The sequence below is a fragment of the Streptococcus mitis genome (assembly GCF_047459985.1).
Lineage (GTDB): Bacteria > Bacillota > Bacilli > Lactobacillales > Streptococcaceae > Streptococcus > Streptococcus mitis_DZ.
In genome coordinates, this window is sequence record NZ_JASHHD010000002.1 from 1 (window position 1) to 16,579 (window position 16,579).

The window sequence follows — 16,579 nt, forward strand, 5'->3', positions numbered from 1 at the left end:
ACCGTGAGTATAAGAGTAATCCCAAAGTATGTGTTGCCTGTCCTTTATTATCCGTTTGTACCCAAAGCAAGAATTTTCAAAAAGTAGTAACGAGACATGTCTGGAAAGATGACCTTGAATTTTGTGAAGAGGTTCGCCACCAAAAAGAAATGAAGGAACTCTATAAGAAGCGCAAAGAAACAATTGAACGACTCTTTGGGACAGCTAAGGAGTACCATAACTTGAGATACACTAGAGAGAAAGGAAAGTCCAAAATGGAGGATAAAGTTGGGCTTACTTTGGCATGCTTAAATATTAAAAAATTGGTGAAATGGATAGAGAATATCCCTTTTTATTTTGTTCTAAATCCGGTTTTTGGTTGGAATATCAGATGATGAGACAAAATATTTTTGAAAAGCAAAAAAGACAAACGCCAAAAATGACGTTTGTCTACATTCTGAATCAGTAAAATCTCAGGTTTTACTGATTTTTTATAAATAGATTTTCAAAATAAACTGTTATGAATTACAGAAAACGCTTCCTTAATTCTAAAGTTTGTGATATAATTATCAGGTAAAAAAATTTTAGGAGTTTATTATGGTCTCTTCAGAATTTATCTCAAAGATTGAATTTGCTTGCAAGAAGAAGGAAAATCTTTATAATAAAAGCAAATTTAAGTATGCGATTCGTTCCATGTTCGCAGGTGCATTTTTAACCTTTAGTACTGCTGCAGGTGCAGTTGGAGCTGACTTGATTAATAAAATTGCACCAGGTAGTGGACGCTTCCTTTTCCCCTTTGTCTTTGCTTGGGGATTGGCCTACATTGTTTTCTTGAATGCCGAGTTGGTAACATCCAACATGATGTTCTTGACTGCAGGTAGTTTCTTGAAAAAAATCTCTTGGAGAAAAACAGCAGAGATTCTACTTTACTGTACCTTATTCAACCTTATCGGAGCCTTGATAGCAGGTTGGGGCTTTGCTCATTCGGCAGCCTATGCACATCTGACTCACGATAGTTTCATCTCAGGTGTTGTTGAGATGAAGTTAGGCCGCTCAAATGAATTAGTCTTGCTTGAGGCGATTTTGGCAAATATTTTCGTAAATATTGCGATTCTTTCATTTATTTTGGTCAAAGATGGTGGAGCTAAACTTTGGCTTGTTTTATCAGCAATTTACATGTTTGTATTCTTAACAAACGAGCACATTGCTGCGAACTTTGCTTCTTTCGCGATTGTAAAATTCAGTGTTGCTGCGGATTCAATTGCTAACTTCGGTGTTGGAAATATGCTTCGTCACTGGGGTGTAACCTTCATCGGAAACTTAATTGGTGGTGGTCTCTTGATGGGTCTTCCATACGCCTTCCTCAATAAAAACGAAGATACTTATGTAGATTAAGAAAATGAGCACAGCACGATTGAGTCGTGCTGTGCTCATTTTTAAAATAAGGCAATAGCTATTTCTTATATCAAAATATAGAAAATTAATATTTGTAAACTATACCTTAAGGTGCTACAATATCCTTAATCAAACTATTTGGAGGTCGTTTTATGACTCGTGATTTTAAATTTGAAACTTTGCAACTACATGCTGGTCAAGTTGTGGATCCAGCTACCAAGTCTCGTGCAGTGCCGATTTATCAAACAACATCCTTCGTTTTTGATGACACGCAGGAAGGTGCTGATCTATTTGCCTTGAGAAAACCAGGGAATATCTATACTCGTATTACCAACCCTACAACAGCTGCCTTTGAAGAACGAATTGCTGCTCTTGAAGGTGGTGTTGGAGCTCTTGCAACAGCATCAGGTATGGCCGCAGTGACTTATACGATTTTGGCTCTTGCCCATGCTGGTGATCATGTAGTAGCGGCATCAACTATTTACGGTGGAACCTTCAATCTCTTGAAAGAAACCCTTCCTCGTTACGGAATCACAACAACCTTTGTTGACGTGGATAATTTGGAGGAAGTGGAAGCAGCGATCAAAGACAATACCAAGCTTGTATTGATTGAAACCTTGGGCAACCCCTTGATTAATATTCCTGACTTGGAAAAATTGGCGGAGATTGCTCATAAGCATCAGATTCCACTTGTTTCTGACAATACCTTTGCTACACCTTATTTGATTAATGTCTTTTCTCACGGTGTCGATATTGCCATTCACTCAGCTACTAAGTTTATCGGTGGGCATGGTACGACTATTGGTGGAGTGATTGTCGATAGTGGTCGTTTTGACTGGGCAGCTTCAGGAAAATTCCCTCAATTTGTTGAGGAAGATCCAAGCTACCACAATTTGAGCTATACTCGTGATGTGGGTGCAGCAGCCTTTATTATCGCTGTTCGTGTCCAATTGCTTCGTGATACGGGTGCGGCCTTGTCTCCATTTAATGCCTTCCTCTTGCTACAAGGACTTGAAACTCTCTCACTTCGTGTGGAACGCCATGTGCAAAATGCTGAGAAAATTGTTGATTTCCTTGTCAATCATCCTAAGGTAGAAAAGGTCAATTATCCAAAACTTGCAGATAGTCCTTATCATGACTTAGCTGAGAAATATCTTCCTAAAGGTGTGGGCTCAATCTTTACTTTCCATGTTAAAGGTGGGGAGACAGAAGCACGCAAGGTTATTGATCATTTAGAAATCTTTTCTGACCTAGCAAACGTGGCAGATGCTAAATCGCTTGTTGTCCATCCAGCTACAACCACTCACGGTCAATTGTCAGAAAAAGACCTTGAAGCAGCAGGTATCACACCAAACCAAATCCGTTTGTCTATCGGTCTTGAAAATGTAGAAGATTTGATTGAAGACTTGCGCTTGGCCTTGGAAAAAATTTAAAGTAACAGAGGATAAACAGTGGGTTTCGACTCGCTGTTTTTGATTTTCCCTCAGGCATGATATAATGGTTAAAGAAGTCTAGAAAGAGGAACGTTATGAACGAAATCAAATGCCCCAACTGTGGGGAAGTCTTTACAGTAAATGAAAGTCAGTATGCTGAACTTTTGTCCCAAGTGAGAACGGCAGAGTTTGATAAGGAATTGCACGATCGGATGAAGCAGGAACTGGCTTTGGCTGAGCAAAAGGCCATGAATGAACAACAGACCAAACTAGCTCAAAAAGACCAAGAAATTGCACAATTACAGAGTCAAATCCAAAACTTTGATACAGAGAAAGAATTGGCCAAGAAAGAAGTTGAACAGACAAGCCATGAGGCTTTATTGGCTAAGGACAAGGAAGTACAAGCCTTGGAAAACCAACTGGCTACCTTGCGTTTGAAGCATGAAAATCAACTGCAAAAGACTTTTTCTGACCTAGAAAAAGAACGAGATCAGGTTAAAAATCAACTTCTTTTACAAGAAAAAGAAAATGAGCTTTCTCTTGCATCAGTTAAACAAAACTACGAAGCACAGCTCAAGGCGGCTAGTGAGCAGGTCGAATTTTACAAGAATTTCAAAGCTCAACAATCTACAAAAGCTATCGGGGAAAGTCTGGAACAGTATGCAGAGAGTGAGTTTAACAAGGTACGAAGTTTTGCCTTTCCAAATGCTTACTTTGAGAAGGATAACAAGGTCTCTGCACGTGGGTCTAAGGGGGATTTTATTTTCCGTGAATGTGATGAAAATGGAGTAGAGATTATCTCCATTATGTTTGAGATGAAGAACGAAGCGGACGGAACAGAGAAGAAACACAAGAATGCAGATTTTTACAAGGAATTGGACAAGGACCGTCGGGAGAAGAATTGTGAATATGCGGTTTTGGTGACCATGCTTGAGGCTGATAACGACTACTTTAACACAGGGATTGTTGACGTCAGCCACGAGTATGAAAAGATGTATGTGGTTCGTCCTCAATTCTTTATTCAGTTGATTGGGCTCTTGCGAAATGCAGCGCTTAATTCTTTAAAGTATAAGCAGGAGTTGGCCTTGGTTCGCGAGCAAAATATCGACATTACGCATTTTGAGGAAGATTTGGACGCCTTTAAGCTAGCTTTTGCTAAAAACTATAATTCAGCTTCGACCAACTTTGGTAAAGCTATTGATGAAATAGACAAGGCTATCAAACGCATGGAAGAGGTCAAGAAATTCTTAACTACATCTGAAAACCAACTCCGACTGGCTAATAATAAGCTGGAAGATGTTTCAGTAAAAAAACTGATTCGGAAGAATCCAACCATGAAAGCCAAGTTTGATGCCTTGAAGGGGGAGTAGAAAGCAAATATGAACGGTATTATTAACTTAAGAAAAGAAGCGGGCATGACCTCGCATGATGCAGTTTTTAAGCTGCGTAAGATTTTGGGAACAAAGAAAATTGGTCATGGTGGGACCTTGGATCCGGATGTAGTGGGTGTTTTACCGATTGCGGTTGGGAAGGCGACTCGCATGGTAGAGTTTATGCAGGATGAGGGCAAGGTCTATGAGGGGGAGATTACTCTAGGCTATTCCACGACGACTGAGGATGCTAGTGGGGAAGTGGTTGCAGAGACCCCTGTTTTGTCGCACTTAGATGAAAAGCTTGTCGATGAAGCGATTGCGAGCTTGACTGGGCCTAATACCCAGATTCCGCCTATGTATTCGGCAGTCAAGGTCAATGGTCGCAAACTTTATGAGTATGCACGTGCTGGACAGGAAGTGGAGCGTCCAGAACGTCAGGTGACCATTTATCAATTTGAGAGGACAAGTCCGCTTTCTTATGAGAGCGAACTTGCACGCTTTACTTTCCGTGTAAAATGCAGTAAGGGAACTTATATCCGTACCTTGTCGGTTGACTTGGGAGAGAAGATGGGTTATGCGGCTCATATGTCTCAGTTAACACGGACGAGTGCTGCAGGTTTACAACTGGAGGATGCTCTGACCTTGGAAGAAATTGCTGAAAGAGTAGAGGTAGGGCAACTAGACTTTCTCCATCCTCTTGAGATTGGGACGGGTGACCTTGTCAAAGTTTTCCTAACTCCAGAAGAGGCTACAGAAGTACGCTTTGGTCGTTTTATCGAGTTAGACCAAACAGATCAAGAATTGGCTGCCTTTGAAGGCGATACTTTGTTAGCCATTCTAGAGAAGCGAGACAATCTCTACAAGCCAAGGAAGGTTTTTAACTAGTATAACTGGGGTGTAGGAATTGGAATTGTTTCCCCTAAACTATCCAAACCAGACTATAAATTTTGCAAAAAATGTGATAGAATAGACGACGGATAAAAAAACGGAGGATAGCATGCAAAATAGACCAATCATTATCGGAGTGACAGGTGGTTCTGGTGGTGGTAAAACCAGTGTTTCAAGGGCCATTCTATCGCATTTCCCTGATGAAAAGATTTCCATGATTGAGCATGATTCATACTATAAGGATCAGTCTCACTTGACCTTTGAAGAGCGTGTCAAAACCAACTACGACCATCCTTTTGCCTTTGATACAGACTTGATGATTGAGCAGATAAAGGAATTGTTGGCAGGGCGTCCAGTGGATATCCCGACTTACGACTATACAGAGCATACACGAAGCAGCAAGACCTATCGTCAAGAGCCTCAAGATGTCTTTATCGTTGAGGGGATTTTGGTCTTGGAGGATAAGCGTCTGCGTGAATTGATGGATATCAAGATTTTTGTGGATACGGATGATGACGTGCGCATTATTCGTCGTATCAAGCGTGATATGGAAGAGCGTGGCCGTAGTTTGGATAGCGTTATTGACCAGTATTTAGGTGTGGTCAAACCAATGTACCATCAGTTTATCGAACCAACAAAGCGTTATGCTGATATCGTCATTCCTGAGGGAGTCAGCAATACAGTGGCTATCGACCTTTTGACAACCAAGATTTCTAAGATTTTGGAAGAAGCTCGAAATAGCAAATAATCAGATGTGGAGGCCTTGCCTCCTTTTTCTATTTTTCCCTCATATTGGTACATAAATGGAGATTTTTAGGCATATTTTTGGTATAATAATACCCATGGAAAAGCAAGAAAATGAATAGTAGGTGGAGATGGAAAAGTATTTATCGGTAACAACTTTGACCAAATATCTGAAAATGAAATTCGATAAAGACCCGTACTTGGAACGGGTATATTTAACTGGTCAAGTTTCCAACTTTCGTAAACGACCTACTCACCAATATTTTTCCCTAAAAGATGACCATGCAGTTATTCAAGCGACTATTTGGTCTGGAATTTATCAGAAATTAGGTTTCGATCTGGAAGAAGGGATGAAAATCAATGTGATTGGGCGTGTGCAGGTCTATGAACCTAGTGGTAGCTACTCCATCATCATTGAAAAGGCAGAGCCTGATGGGGTTGGTGCGCTTGCGATTCAGTTTGAACAGCTCAAGAAAAAATTGACAGAAGAAGGCCTGTTTCAAGAACGCTTCAAGCAAGCTCTGCCCCAATTTTCTAAGAGAATTGGGGTGGTAACCAGCCGCAGTGGAGCTGTTATTCGAGATATTATCACAACTGTCAGCAGACGGTTCCCAGGTGTAGATATCCTACTTTATCCAACTAAGGTGCAAGGTGAAGGTTCTGCGGAGGAAATTGCTCGAAATATTGCGCGTGCTAATGAACGGGACGATTTGGACTTGCTGATTATTGGTCGTGGTGGAGGTTCCATCGAGGATCTCTGGGCCTTTAACGAAGAAATTGTGGTACGAGCGATTTTTGAATCTCGTTTGCCAATTATTTCTAGTGTAGGTCATGAGACGGATGTGACCTTGGCGGATTTTGTGGCAGATCGTCGCGCTGCAACTCCAACAGCTGCTGCTGAGCTGGCAACACCTGTGACCAAGCTGGATCTATTAGCTCATTTGCAAAATCAGGAAAAACGGATGGCAACAGCAGTCCGAAATGTCCTATCTAAGAAACAAGAAGCCCTAAAAAAATGCAGTCAGTCAGTAATCTTTAGACAACCAGAGCGGTTATATGATGGCTATTTGCAACGCTTGGATCAACTGCAACTGCGCTTAAAACAAAGTTTGCGAACACGGATTTCTGATAACAAACAAGTCGTCCAAGCAAGGACGCATCAACTAGTCCAATTATCGCCTGTTACCAAAATCCAACGTTATCAAGACCGTCTAGGCCAGTTGGACAAGCTCCTCCGTAGCCAAATGGCGCTGGTTTATGACGCCAAAGTTGCTGAGGTCAAGCGACTTTCAGAAGCCTTGCTCATGTTGGATACCAGTCGAATCGTGGCGCGTGGTTATGCAATTGTCAAAAAAGAAGAGTCGGTTGTAGATTCGGTTGAGAGTTTGAAGAAAAATGACCAAGTGACGCTTTTGATGCGAGATGGTCAAGTAGAATTAGAGGTTAAAGATGTCAAAACAAAAGAAATTTGAGGAAAATCTAGCAGAACTGGAAACCATTGTCCAAAGTTTAGAAAATGGTGAAATTGCTCTGGAAGATGCGATTGCTGCCTTTCAAAAGGGCATGGTCTTGTCAAAAGAACTCCAAGCGACCTTGGACAAGGCTGAAAAGACTTTGGTCAAGGTTATGCAAGAAGACGGAACAGAAAGTGATTTTGAATGAAGAAGCAAGAAAAATTAGCTCTTGTTGAGTCGGCTTTGGAAGACTTTTATGGAGACCAGCAGTTTGCCTCTAGTTTAAGGAAGTCTGTTCTCTATTCTATTCATGCTGGTGGCAAGCGTATTCGTCCTTTTCTCTTGTTAGAAGTTCTGGAAGCCTTACAGGTTGCCATTAAACCTGCTCACGCGCAGGTGGCTGCGGCCTTGGAGATGATACATACAGGGAGCTTGATTCATGATGACCTTCCTGCAATGGATGATGATGATTACCGTCGGGGACGGTTGACAAATCATAAAAAATTCGGTGAAGCTATGGCGATTTTGGCTGGAGATGCCTTGTTCCTAGATCCTTATGCCTTGATAGCGCAGGCAGATTTGCCAAGTCAGATCAAGGTAGACTTGATTGCAAACTTATCGCTTGCTTCAGGAAGTCTGGGCATGGTGGCAGGGCAGGTTTTGGACATGGAGGGCGAACATCAGCATTTGTCTTTGGAAGAACTTCAGACCATTCATGCTAATAAAACTGGAAAATTACTAGCCTATCCCTTCCAAGCAGCTGCTATCATTGCGGAATTGGCTCCTGAAATGCAGGTAAAACTGAAAACTGTTGGCGAATTGATTGGGCTTGCCTTTCAAGTCAGGGATGATGTACTGGATGTGACTGCTAGTTTTGAGGAAATCGGCAAGACACCGCAAAAGGACTTGCAGGCAGAAAAGTCAACCTACCCTGCCTTGTTGGGCTTGGAAGAAGCCATTACCTTCTGTAACCAAACTCTTGATCAAGTCGAGGCTAAATTAGAAGAAATCGCCCAGCAGATTCCCTTTGAAACAGAATCGATTGTTAGTGTAGTAGAAAGTTTGAGAATCAATGGCTAAGGAAAGAGTGGATGTACTAGCTTATAAACAGGGCTTGTTTGAAACGCGAGAACAGGCCAAGCGCGGTGTCATGGCTGGTCTAGTTGTATCAGTCCTGAATGGCGAACGGTTTGATAAACCAGGGGAGAAAATCCCAGACGACACCGGGCTAAAACTCAAGGGCGAGAAGCTCAAGTATGTCAGCCGTGGTGGCTTGAAATTGGAAAAAGCCTTGCAGGTCTTTGATGTGTCAGTTGAAGGAGCGACCACGATTGATATCGGTGCCTCTACTGGAGGTTTTACCGACGTCATGTTGCAGAATGGTGCCGAGTTGGTCTTTGCAGTTGATGTTGGTACCAATCAGTTGGCTTGGAAACTACGCCAGGACCCGCGAGTTGTCAGCATGGAGCAGTTTAATTTCCGCTATGCTGAAAAGACTGATTTCGAAAAGGAACCGAGCTTTGCCAGTATTGATGTCAGTTTCATTTCCCTCAGTTTGATTTTGCCAGCCTTGCACCGTGTCTTGGCTGATCAAGGTCAGGTTGTGGCTCTGGTTAAGCCTCAGTTTGAGGCAGGACGTGAGCAGATCGGGAAAAATGGAATTATTCGCGATGCCAAGGTCCATCAGAATGTCCTTGAATCTGTCACAGCTATGGCAGTAGAGGAGGGCTTTTCAGTCCTTGGTTTGGACTTTTCTCCCATCCAAGGTGGTCATGGAAATATTGAGTTTTTAGCGTATTTGAAAAAAGAAGAGTCAGCAAGCAATCAGGTTCTTGCTGATATTGAAGAAGTAGTAGAGAGGGCGCATAGTCAATTTAAAAATGAATAAAAAAGAAAGACTTGAAAAAATTAGACGATTTGTGACAGATTATCAAATCGGTACGCAAGAAGAAATCGTAGAACATTTGAAAGAAGCAGGTATCACTGCTACTCAAGCAACGGTATCCCGAGATATCAAAGAGCTAGGTATTGTCAAAATTCCTTTGAGAGACAATACCTATGTCTATGAATTGCCAAAATCAATCGTAAAAAGTTTGCAATTGGCTGAAGACAATATCGAATCGGCAGAATTGATGGACAAGATGATCAATCTCCAAGTTATTCCAGGAAATACGGCTTTTGTAAAAGCTCAGTTAATCGAGACTTTTGCGGATAAGATTTTCAGCTGTTTAGCTGATGATAGCTCGATTTTAGTCATTGCCAGAAGTGAAAGTCTAGCCGAGGAAATCTTTGAACAAGTAAAAAATTGGTAGGTCTATATGTTACTTGAAATTTCGATAAAAAACTTTGCCATTATTGAGGCTATTTCCCTCAATTTTGAAAAGGGGATGACTGTCCTGACTGGTGAAACGGGTGCAGGGAAGTCGATTATCATTGATGCCATGAATATGATGTTGGGGGCTCGTGCGACGACAGATGTTATTCGTCATGGTGCACCAAAGGCAGAGATTGAGGGCCTTTTCTCAGTTGAGAATAGTCGCCTTTTACAGGAAATTTTTGATGAGCAAGGTTTAGAATTGGGTGATGAAATTATCATCCGTCGGGAAATTCTGCAAAACGGTCGCAGTATCAGCCGTGTGAATGGTCAGATGGTCAATCTGTCGGTTTTGCGTGCTATTGGGCAACATCTGGTGGATATTCATGGTCAGCATGACCAAGAGGAGTTAATGCGTCCTCAACTGCACATCCAGATGCTGGATGAATTTGGCGATGCAGCTTTTTGGGACTTGAAAGAAACCTATCAGACGAGTTTTGATGCCTATCGAAAAATGCGCAAGCAGGTTCTGGAAGTCAAGAAAAACCAACAGGAACACAAGGCTCGTATTGAAATGTTGGAATTTCAAATGGCAGAGATTGAGGCGGCTAATTTGCAAGCAGGTGAAGACTTGGCTCTCAATCAAGAGCGAGAGAAGCTCCTTAACCATAAAAATATTGCAGATACACTGACCAATGCTTACAGCATGTTGGACAATGAAGAGTTTTCAAGTCTAGCTAATGTTCGTTCGGCCATGAATGACATGGAAAGTGTCGAAGAGTATGATACCGAATACCGTGAAATTTCAAGTTCTTTGTCTGAGACCTACTATGTCTTAGAAGATATTAGCAAACGTTTGGAAACTATTATTGAGGACCTTGATTTTGACGGCAATCGTCTCATGCAGGTTGAGAATCGTTTGGACCTCCTTCATACTATTACCCGTAAGTATGGTGGGACTGTAGACGATGTCTTGCTTTATTTTGCTAAGATTACGGAAGAATACAATCTCTTGACAGGCAACAACCTTTCTTCTGAAGATATGGAAGCTGAACTCAAGAAATTGGAAGTTAATCTTGTTGATTTGGCCGGTCAGCTTGCCTCTGCTCGTCATGATTTGGCCCAGCAGCTCGAAGCTGAGATTAAACAAGAACTGCAAGACCTTTATATGGAAAAAGCCCAGTTTCAGGTTCGTTTTAGCAAGGGCAAATTCAGCCGTGAGGGCAATGAAACAGTTGAGTTTTACATTTCAACCAACCCTGGCGAAGACTTTAAACCTTTGGTCAAGGTTGCGTCTGGTGGGGAATTATCTCGTCTCATGCTAGCCATTAAATCTGCCTTTTCTCGTAAAGAGGGCAAGACAAGTATTGTCTTTGATGAGGTGGATACGGGAGTTTCAGGTCGTGTAGCTCAGGCTATTGCTCAGAAGATTCACAAGATTGGCCAGCATGGTCAGGTACTGGCTATTTCCCATTTACCACAAGTAATTGCGATTGCGGATTATCAATTTTTTATTGAGAAGATTAGCAATGAGCATTCAACAGTTTCGACTGTTCGCCTCTTGACGGTTGAAGAGCGAGTGGAAGAAGTTGCCAAAATGTTGGCAGGCGATGATGTGACAGAAGCAGCCCTCACGCAAGCCAGAGAATTATTGAGAAACAGGGAGAAATAAGATGACAGACTATTATGTAATTGGAGATGTTCACGGAAAAGCTGGAATGCTGGAAGACCTTCTCAAAACATGGGATGGTCAGACCCAGTTGCTCTTTCTAGGGGATTTGATTGACCGAGGTGAGGATAGTCGCCGTGTTCTAGAGATGGTTAAGGACTTAGTGGACAATCAAGGGGCTATCTGTTTGTCTGGAAATCATGAGTATATGTTTTTGACTTGGCTCGATAACCCAGAAGAAAGCTATGACCACTATCGTCGCAATGGTGGAGATACAACTATTAACTCAATCCTAGGTCGTCCCTTGGATGCACCAGTTGACGGGGTGGAGGATGCCAAGCGTGTTGCCACTGAAGCAGCAGATTTGGTTGCATTCATTCGTCAAATGCCATTTGTAGTAGAAACAGACAAGTATATCTTTGTTCACGCAGGTATTGATTTGACTTTGGATGATTGGCATGAAACAACAGATTACAAGAAAGTCTGGCTTAGAAAACCATTCCACGAGGCAGAAAATCATACTGGAAAAATCATTGTCTTTGGGCATACACCGGTTTATGGCTTGTTAAAGCAAGAACGAGGTACAGCTGAGCTTTGGACTACAGAAGATGGCAAGATTGGAATGGATGGAGGAGCTGTCTACGGTGGTGTCCTTCACGGGATTGTTTTTACAGACCAAGGGATGACAGAACACCACTTTATCGAGAATGACGGCTTTGTCGCTGAAGATTAGTACTCCTAGCAGGGTATGGTCTTGTCAAAATGTCAAAAACAATTTATAATAAATAGATACCCTGAAAGGAAGAGAATCATGAACTTAGAAGAATTGAAAAAACGAAAGGAGAAGATCCGTAACTTCTCCATCATCGCCCATATTGACCACGGGAAATCAACTCTAGCAGACCGCATTTTAGAAAAAACAGAGACGGTTTCCAGCCGTGAAATGCAGGCCCAGCTTTTGGATAGCATGGATTTAGAAAGGGAACGTGGGATTACCATTAAGTTGAATGCCATTGAGCTCAATTATACTGCAAAAGATGGGGAAACTTATATTTTCCACTTGATTGACACGCCGGGGCACGTTGACTTTACCTATGAAGTTTCACGTTCGCTAGCTGCCTGTGAGGGAGCGATTTTGGTGGTCGATGCTGCCCAAGGGATTGAGGCTCAAACCCTTGCAAACGTTTATTTGGCCTTGGACAATGATTTGGAAATTATGCCAGTCATTAACAAAATTGACCTGCCAGCTGCAGACCCTGAGCGCGTACGCACGGAGATCGAAGATGTGATTGGTTTGGATGCTAGTGAAGCAGTTTTGGCTTCTGCCAAGGCTGGTATCGGTATTGAAGAAATCCTCGAGCAGATTGTAGAAAAAGTACCAGCACCAACGGGTGATGTGACGGCGCCGCTTAAAGCTTTGATTTTCGACTCTGTTTACGATGCTTACCGTGGGGTTATCCTCCAAGTGCGTGTCATGGACGGAGTGGTCAAACCCGGCGATAAGATTCAACTTATGAGCAATGGCAAGACTTTTGATGTGACCGAAGTTGGTATTTTTACACCGAAAGCAGTTGGTCGTGATTTCCTTGCGACTGGGGACGTTGGTTATATTGCAGCTTCTATCAAGACGGTTCAGGACACTCGTGTGGGTGATACCGTTACCTTGGCAACCAATCCTGCGGCAGAGCCATTACATGGCTATAAGCAGATGAATCCTATGGTCTTTGCGGGTCTCTACCCAATTGAGTCAAACAAGTACAATGACCTTCGTGAAGCCCTTGAAAAATTGCAACTGAATGATGCTAGTCTTCAGTTTGAACCAGAAACATCACAGGCTCTTGGATTTGGTTTCCGTTGTGGTTTCCTTGGACTTCTTCATATGGATGTCATCCAAGAGCGTTTGGAACGTGAGTTCAACATCGACCTTATCATGACAGCTCCGTCTGTTATTTATAAGGTTAATTTGACCGACGGGGAGTCAATGGATGTGTCAAACCCATCTGAGTTTCCAGACCCAACTAAGATTGCGACCATTGAAGAGCCTTATGTTAAGGCGCAAATCATGGTACCTCAAGAGTTTGTTGGAGCAGTAATGGAATTAGCTCAGCGTAAGCGTGGGGACTTTGTGACTATGGACTATATTGATGACAATCGTGTTAATGTTATCTATCAAATTCCACTTGCTGAAATCGTTTTTGACTTCTTTGATAAGCTTAAGTCTTCGACACGTGGTTATGCAAGCTTTGACTACGAATTGTCAGAGTATCGCCCATCTAAGCTGGTCAAAATGGACATCCTTCTCAACGGAGATAAGGTCGATGCCCTCAGCTTTATCGTTCACAAGGATTTTGCTTACGAACGTGGAAAACTCATCGTTGATAAACTCAAGAAAATCATCCCTCGTCAACAATTTGAAGTGCCAATTCAAGCGGCTATTGGACATAAGATTGTGGCTCGTACTGATATCAAAGCCCTTCGTAAAAACGTACTTGCTAAGTGTTATGGTGGTGACGTTTCTCGTAAACGTAAACTCCTTGAAAAACAAAAAGCTGGTAAGAAACGTATGAAAGCTATCGGATCAGTTGAGGTACCACAAGAAGCCTTCCTCAGCGTCTTGAGCATGGATGAAGAGTAAGTCATCAAAATTGTTTTTCCTTCTTCATAGGAAATTTATATAAGAATCAATAGTAAAGCAGGCTAAAATGGTCTGCTTTTTTAGTTTCGAGAACAGAAAAAATGGTTGAAATGTTTGTTTATGTGTTTGTTTTTTTACGCAACAAACCGAAAAAGCAACAAAAGTATAAAAAAAGAGACAAAAAAAAACAGAAAAATCTTGACAACGATTTCATATAGTGTTATACTTATAGCATAAAGCTAATGGAAAGAAGGGAAAACCTTATGGGATTAGATCATTTCTTTGACAAAAACCTTGTGTTTTGCTTAGAAGCGGATAATCAAGAACATCTCTTTGATCAGGTTGCAACTTTATTGGAAGAACGAGAAATCGTAACTCCAACCTATCGTGAAGCCTTGATCACGCGTGAAAAGTCATTTCCAACTGGCTTAGATATGGAATTCTTGGGTAAGGATTTGCCGAATGTGGCTATTCCTCACACAGATATTGTTCATAACCTAGCCGAAAAAGTTGTGGTCGTTCGATTAGAGAAACCGGTGACTTTCCACAATATGATTGCACCAGATAAGGAAGTAGAAGTATCTTTACTCTTCTTTATCATTAATAACTCAAGTTCAAGTCAAACTAACATTCTTGCTCAGTTGATGGACTTCTTTACTGGAAATGGTCATCTTGAAGATCTATCAAAAATTTCTGAACCAGAAGCCCTCTATGCTTATATAGCTGAAGCAACCGTTTAATCTTGTCTATTAAAAATATTAAATCGGAGGAAATCCATATGATTAAAATTCTTGCTGCCTGCGGTGCAGGTGTTAACTCAAGCCACCAAATTAAAAGTGCTCTTGAAGAAGAACTTTCAAACCGCGGTTTTGATGTTCATTGTGATGCGGTAATGGTCAAAGACGTTAATGAAGACCTTATCAAAGGTTATGACATCTTCACACCAATTGCTGCGACAGATCTTGGCTTTGACCCAGGTATTCCAGTTATCGAAGCTGGACCAATCTTATTCCGTATCCCAGCGATGAGTGCTCCAGTATTTGACAATATTGAAGCAGCCATTAAAGAACACGGGTTAAGCTAATTAATAATTTGTTAACATTCATATAACATAAAAAAGGGAGGAACTGTTATGGATGCAATCTTTGGCCTAATCAAAGACTTTTTCACACCCATCTTAGATATGGGTGGACCTGTCATCATGTTAATCATTTTGACAGTATTGGCTTTACTTTTTGGAGTGAAATTCTCCAAAGCTCTTGAAGGTGGTATTAAACTTGCCATCGCTCTTACTGGTATTGGAGCTATCATCGGTATGCTAAATGGTGCTTTCTCAGCATCACTTGCAAAATTCGTTGAAAATACTGGTATCCAATTGAGTATTACTGACGTTGGATGGGCACCACTTGCAACAATCACTTGGGGATCAGCTTGGACACTTTACTTCTTGCTTATCATGTTGATTGTCAACGTAGTAATGCTTGCTATGAAGAAAACTGATACACTTGACGTTGATATCTTTGATATCTGGCACTTGTCTATCACAGGTCTTTTGATTAAATGGTATGCAGACAACAACGGTGTGAGCCAAGGGGTTTCACTCTTGATTGCTACAGCAGCTATCGTACTGGTTGGTGTGTTGAAAATTATCAACTCTGACTTGATGAAACCTACATTTGACGATCTTCTTAACGCTCCAAGTTCATCACCAATGACTTCAACTCACATGAACTACATGATGAACCCAGTTATCATGGTTTTGGATAAGATTTTTGAAAAATTCTTCCCAGGTCTAGATAAATATGACTTTGACGCTGCTAAATTGAACAAGAAAATTGGTTTCTGGGGTTCTAAATTCTTTATCGGTTTCATCCTTGGTATTGTTATCGGTATTATGGGAACTCCACATCCAATTGAAGGGGTTGCAGATGCAGATAAATGGCGTCTAGTTATCAAAGGTTGGTTGTCTCTTGGTTTGACTGCCGGTGTGTCTTTGGAACTCTTCTCACTTATCGGTTCATGGTTCATCGCAGCCGTAGAACCTCTTTCACAAGGTATTACAAACGTTGCTACTAAACGTCTTCAAGGACGTAAATTCAACATCGGTCTTGACTGGCCATTCATCGCTGGTCGTGCTGAAATCTGGGCTTGTGCCAACGTACTTGCACCAATCATGTTGGTTGAAGCAGTACTTCTTTCAAAAGTCGGAAATGGTATCTTGCCACTTGCAGGTATCATCGCTATGGGTGTTACTCCAGCTCTCTTGGTTGTAACACGTGGTAAATTGCTCCGTATGATTATCTTCGGAACACTCTTGTTGCCACTCTTCCTTCTTTCAGGTACACTTATTGCACCATTTGCAACAGAACTTGCTAAAGGTGTAGGTGCCTTCCCAGCAGGTGTGAGTCAAACTCAATTGATTACTCACTCAACTCTTGAAGGTCCAATCGAAAAACTTCTTGGTTGGACAATTGGTAACACTACAACAGGTGATATTAAAGCAATCCTTGGTGCTGTAGTCTTCCTTGTATTCTATATCGGTATCTTTGCTTGGTACAGAAAACAAATGATCAAACGTAACGAAGAGTACGCAGCAAAAGCAAAATAATGCGCTCCTATAAAATGTAAATTGTTGAAACTAGGTTGTCATTTTCCTGATAGGAGTGACAGCCTAGTTTTTTATAAACTATCAAGA

17 protein-coding genes are annotated in these 16,579 nt (G+C 41.6%); all 17 read left to right on the forward strand.

Annotation, left to right across the window (positions count from 1 at the left end):
* On the forward strand, window positions 1-374 hold a 374-nt coding region (locus tag QM959_RS01550; RefSeq protein ID WP_414370959.1), incomplete at its 5' end, for a transposase.
* A 202-nt stretch (window positions 375-576) separates the two neighbouring features.
* Entirely contained in the window at window positions 577-1,374 is a 798-nt protein-coding gene (locus QM959_RS01555; RefSeq protein ID WP_414370961.1) for a formate/nitrite transporter family protein, read from the forward strand.
* A gap of 152 nt (window positions 1,375-1,526) precedes the next feature.
* Window positions 1,527-2,807 carry an O-acetylhomoserine aminocarboxypropyltransferase/cysteine synthase family protein gene (locus tag QM959_RS01560; RefSeq protein WP_414370963.1) on the forward strand — a complete coding sequence of 427 codons (1,281 nt, stop codon included), beginning with the start codon at window positions 1,527-1,529 and terminating at the stop codon, window positions 2,805-2,807.
* A gap of 95 nt (window positions 2,808-2,902) precedes the next feature.
* Complete coding sequence (locus QM959_RS01565; RefSeq protein WP_414370964.1) at window positions 2,903-4,177, forward strand: DUF2130 domain-containing protein; 1,275 nt, start codon at window positions 2,903-2,905, stop codon at window positions 4,175-4,177.
* A 9-nt stretch (window positions 4,178-4,186) separates the two neighbouring features.
* Window positions 4,187-5,065, forward strand: coding sequence for a tRNA pseudouridine(55) synthase TruB (gene truB, locus QM959_RS01570; protein WP_414370966.1), 879 nt, complete (start codon window positions 4,187-4,189; stop codon window positions 5,063-5,065).
* Window positions 5,066-5,177: 112 nt separating this feature from the next.
* On the forward strand, window positions 5,178-5,816 hold the full coding sequence (gene udk / locus QM959_RS01575; protein WP_414370967.1) for a uridine kinase: 639 nt from the start codon (window positions 5,178-5,180) through the stop codon (window positions 5,814-5,816).
* Window positions 5,817-5,943: 127 nt separating this feature from the next.
* Window positions 5,944-7,284 (forward strand): exodeoxyribonuclease VII large subunit, encoded by a 1,341-nt coding sequence (gene xseA / locus QM959_RS01580; RefSeq protein WP_414370969.1) that lies wholly within the window; start codon window positions 5,944-5,946, stop codon window positions 7,282-7,284.
* On the forward strand, window positions 7,262-7,474 hold the full coding sequence (locus tag QM959_RS01585; protein WP_000043226.1) for an exodeoxyribonuclease VII small subunit: 213 nt from the start codon (window positions 7,262-7,264) through the stop codon (window positions 7,472-7,474). The genes xseA and QM959_RS01585 overlap by 23 nt, the downstream gene beginning before the upstream one ends.
* Window positions 7,471-8,346, forward strand: coding sequence for a polyprenyl synthetase family protein (locus QM959_RS01590; protein ID WP_414370971.1), 876 nt, complete (start codon window positions 7,471-7,473; stop codon window positions 8,344-8,346). The genes QM959_RS01585 and QM959_RS01590 overlap by 4 nt, the downstream gene beginning before the upstream one ends.
* A complete protein-coding gene (locus tag QM959_RS01595) occupies window positions 8,339-9,154 on the forward strand; it encodes a TlyA family RNA methyltransferase (protein WP_414370972.1) in 816 nt (271 codons plus the stop codon). The genes QM959_RS01590 and QM959_RS01595 overlap by 8 nt, the downstream gene beginning before the upstream one ends.
* Window positions 9,147-9,578, forward strand: coding sequence for an arginine repressor (locus QM959_RS01600; protein WP_020900686.1), 432 nt, complete (start codon window positions 9,147-9,149; stop codon window positions 9,576-9,578). Before QM959_RS01595 ends, QM959_RS01600 begins: the two co-directional genes overlap by 8 nt.
* Before the next feature lie 6 nt (window positions 9,579-9,584).
* A complete protein-coding gene (recN, locus tag QM959_RS01605; RefSeq protein WP_414370974.1) occupies window positions 9,585-11,252 on the forward strand; it encodes a DNA repair protein RecN in 1,668 nt (555 codons plus the stop codon).
* 1 nt (window position 11,253) lies between these two features.
* Window positions 11,254-11,982, forward strand: coding sequence for a metallophosphoesterase family protein (locus QM959_RS01610; protein ID WP_414370975.1), 729 nt, complete (start codon window positions 11,254-11,256; stop codon window positions 11,980-11,982).
* Between the two features lie 78 nt (window positions 11,983-12,060).
* Window positions 12,061-13,884, forward strand: coding sequence for a translation elongation factor 4 (gene lepA, locus QM959_RS01615; RefSeq protein WP_414370977.1), 1,824 nt, complete (start codon window positions 12,061-12,063; stop codon window positions 13,882-13,884).
* A 263-nt stretch (window positions 13,885-14,147) separates the two neighbouring features.
* Complete coding sequence (locus QM959_RS01620) at window positions 14,148-14,624, forward strand: PTS sugar transporter subunit IIA (RefSeq protein WP_247934364.1); 477 nt, start codon at window positions 14,148-14,150, stop codon at window positions 14,622-14,624.
* 38 nt (window positions 14,625-14,662) lie between these two features.
* Entirely contained in the window at window positions 14,663-14,968 is a 306-nt protein-coding gene (locus tag QM959_RS01625; RefSeq protein ID WP_000590547.1) for a PTS sugar transporter subunit IIB, read from the forward strand.
* Window positions 14,969-15,016: 48 nt separating this feature from the next.
* Window positions 15,017-16,492, forward strand: a complete 1,476-nt coding sequence (locus tag QM959_RS01630) for a PTS galactitol transporter subunit IIC (protein WP_033683550.1) — start codon at window positions 15,017-15,019, stop codon at window positions 16,490-16,492.
* The last annotated feature ends 87 nt before the right edge of the window (window positions 16,493-16,579 follow it).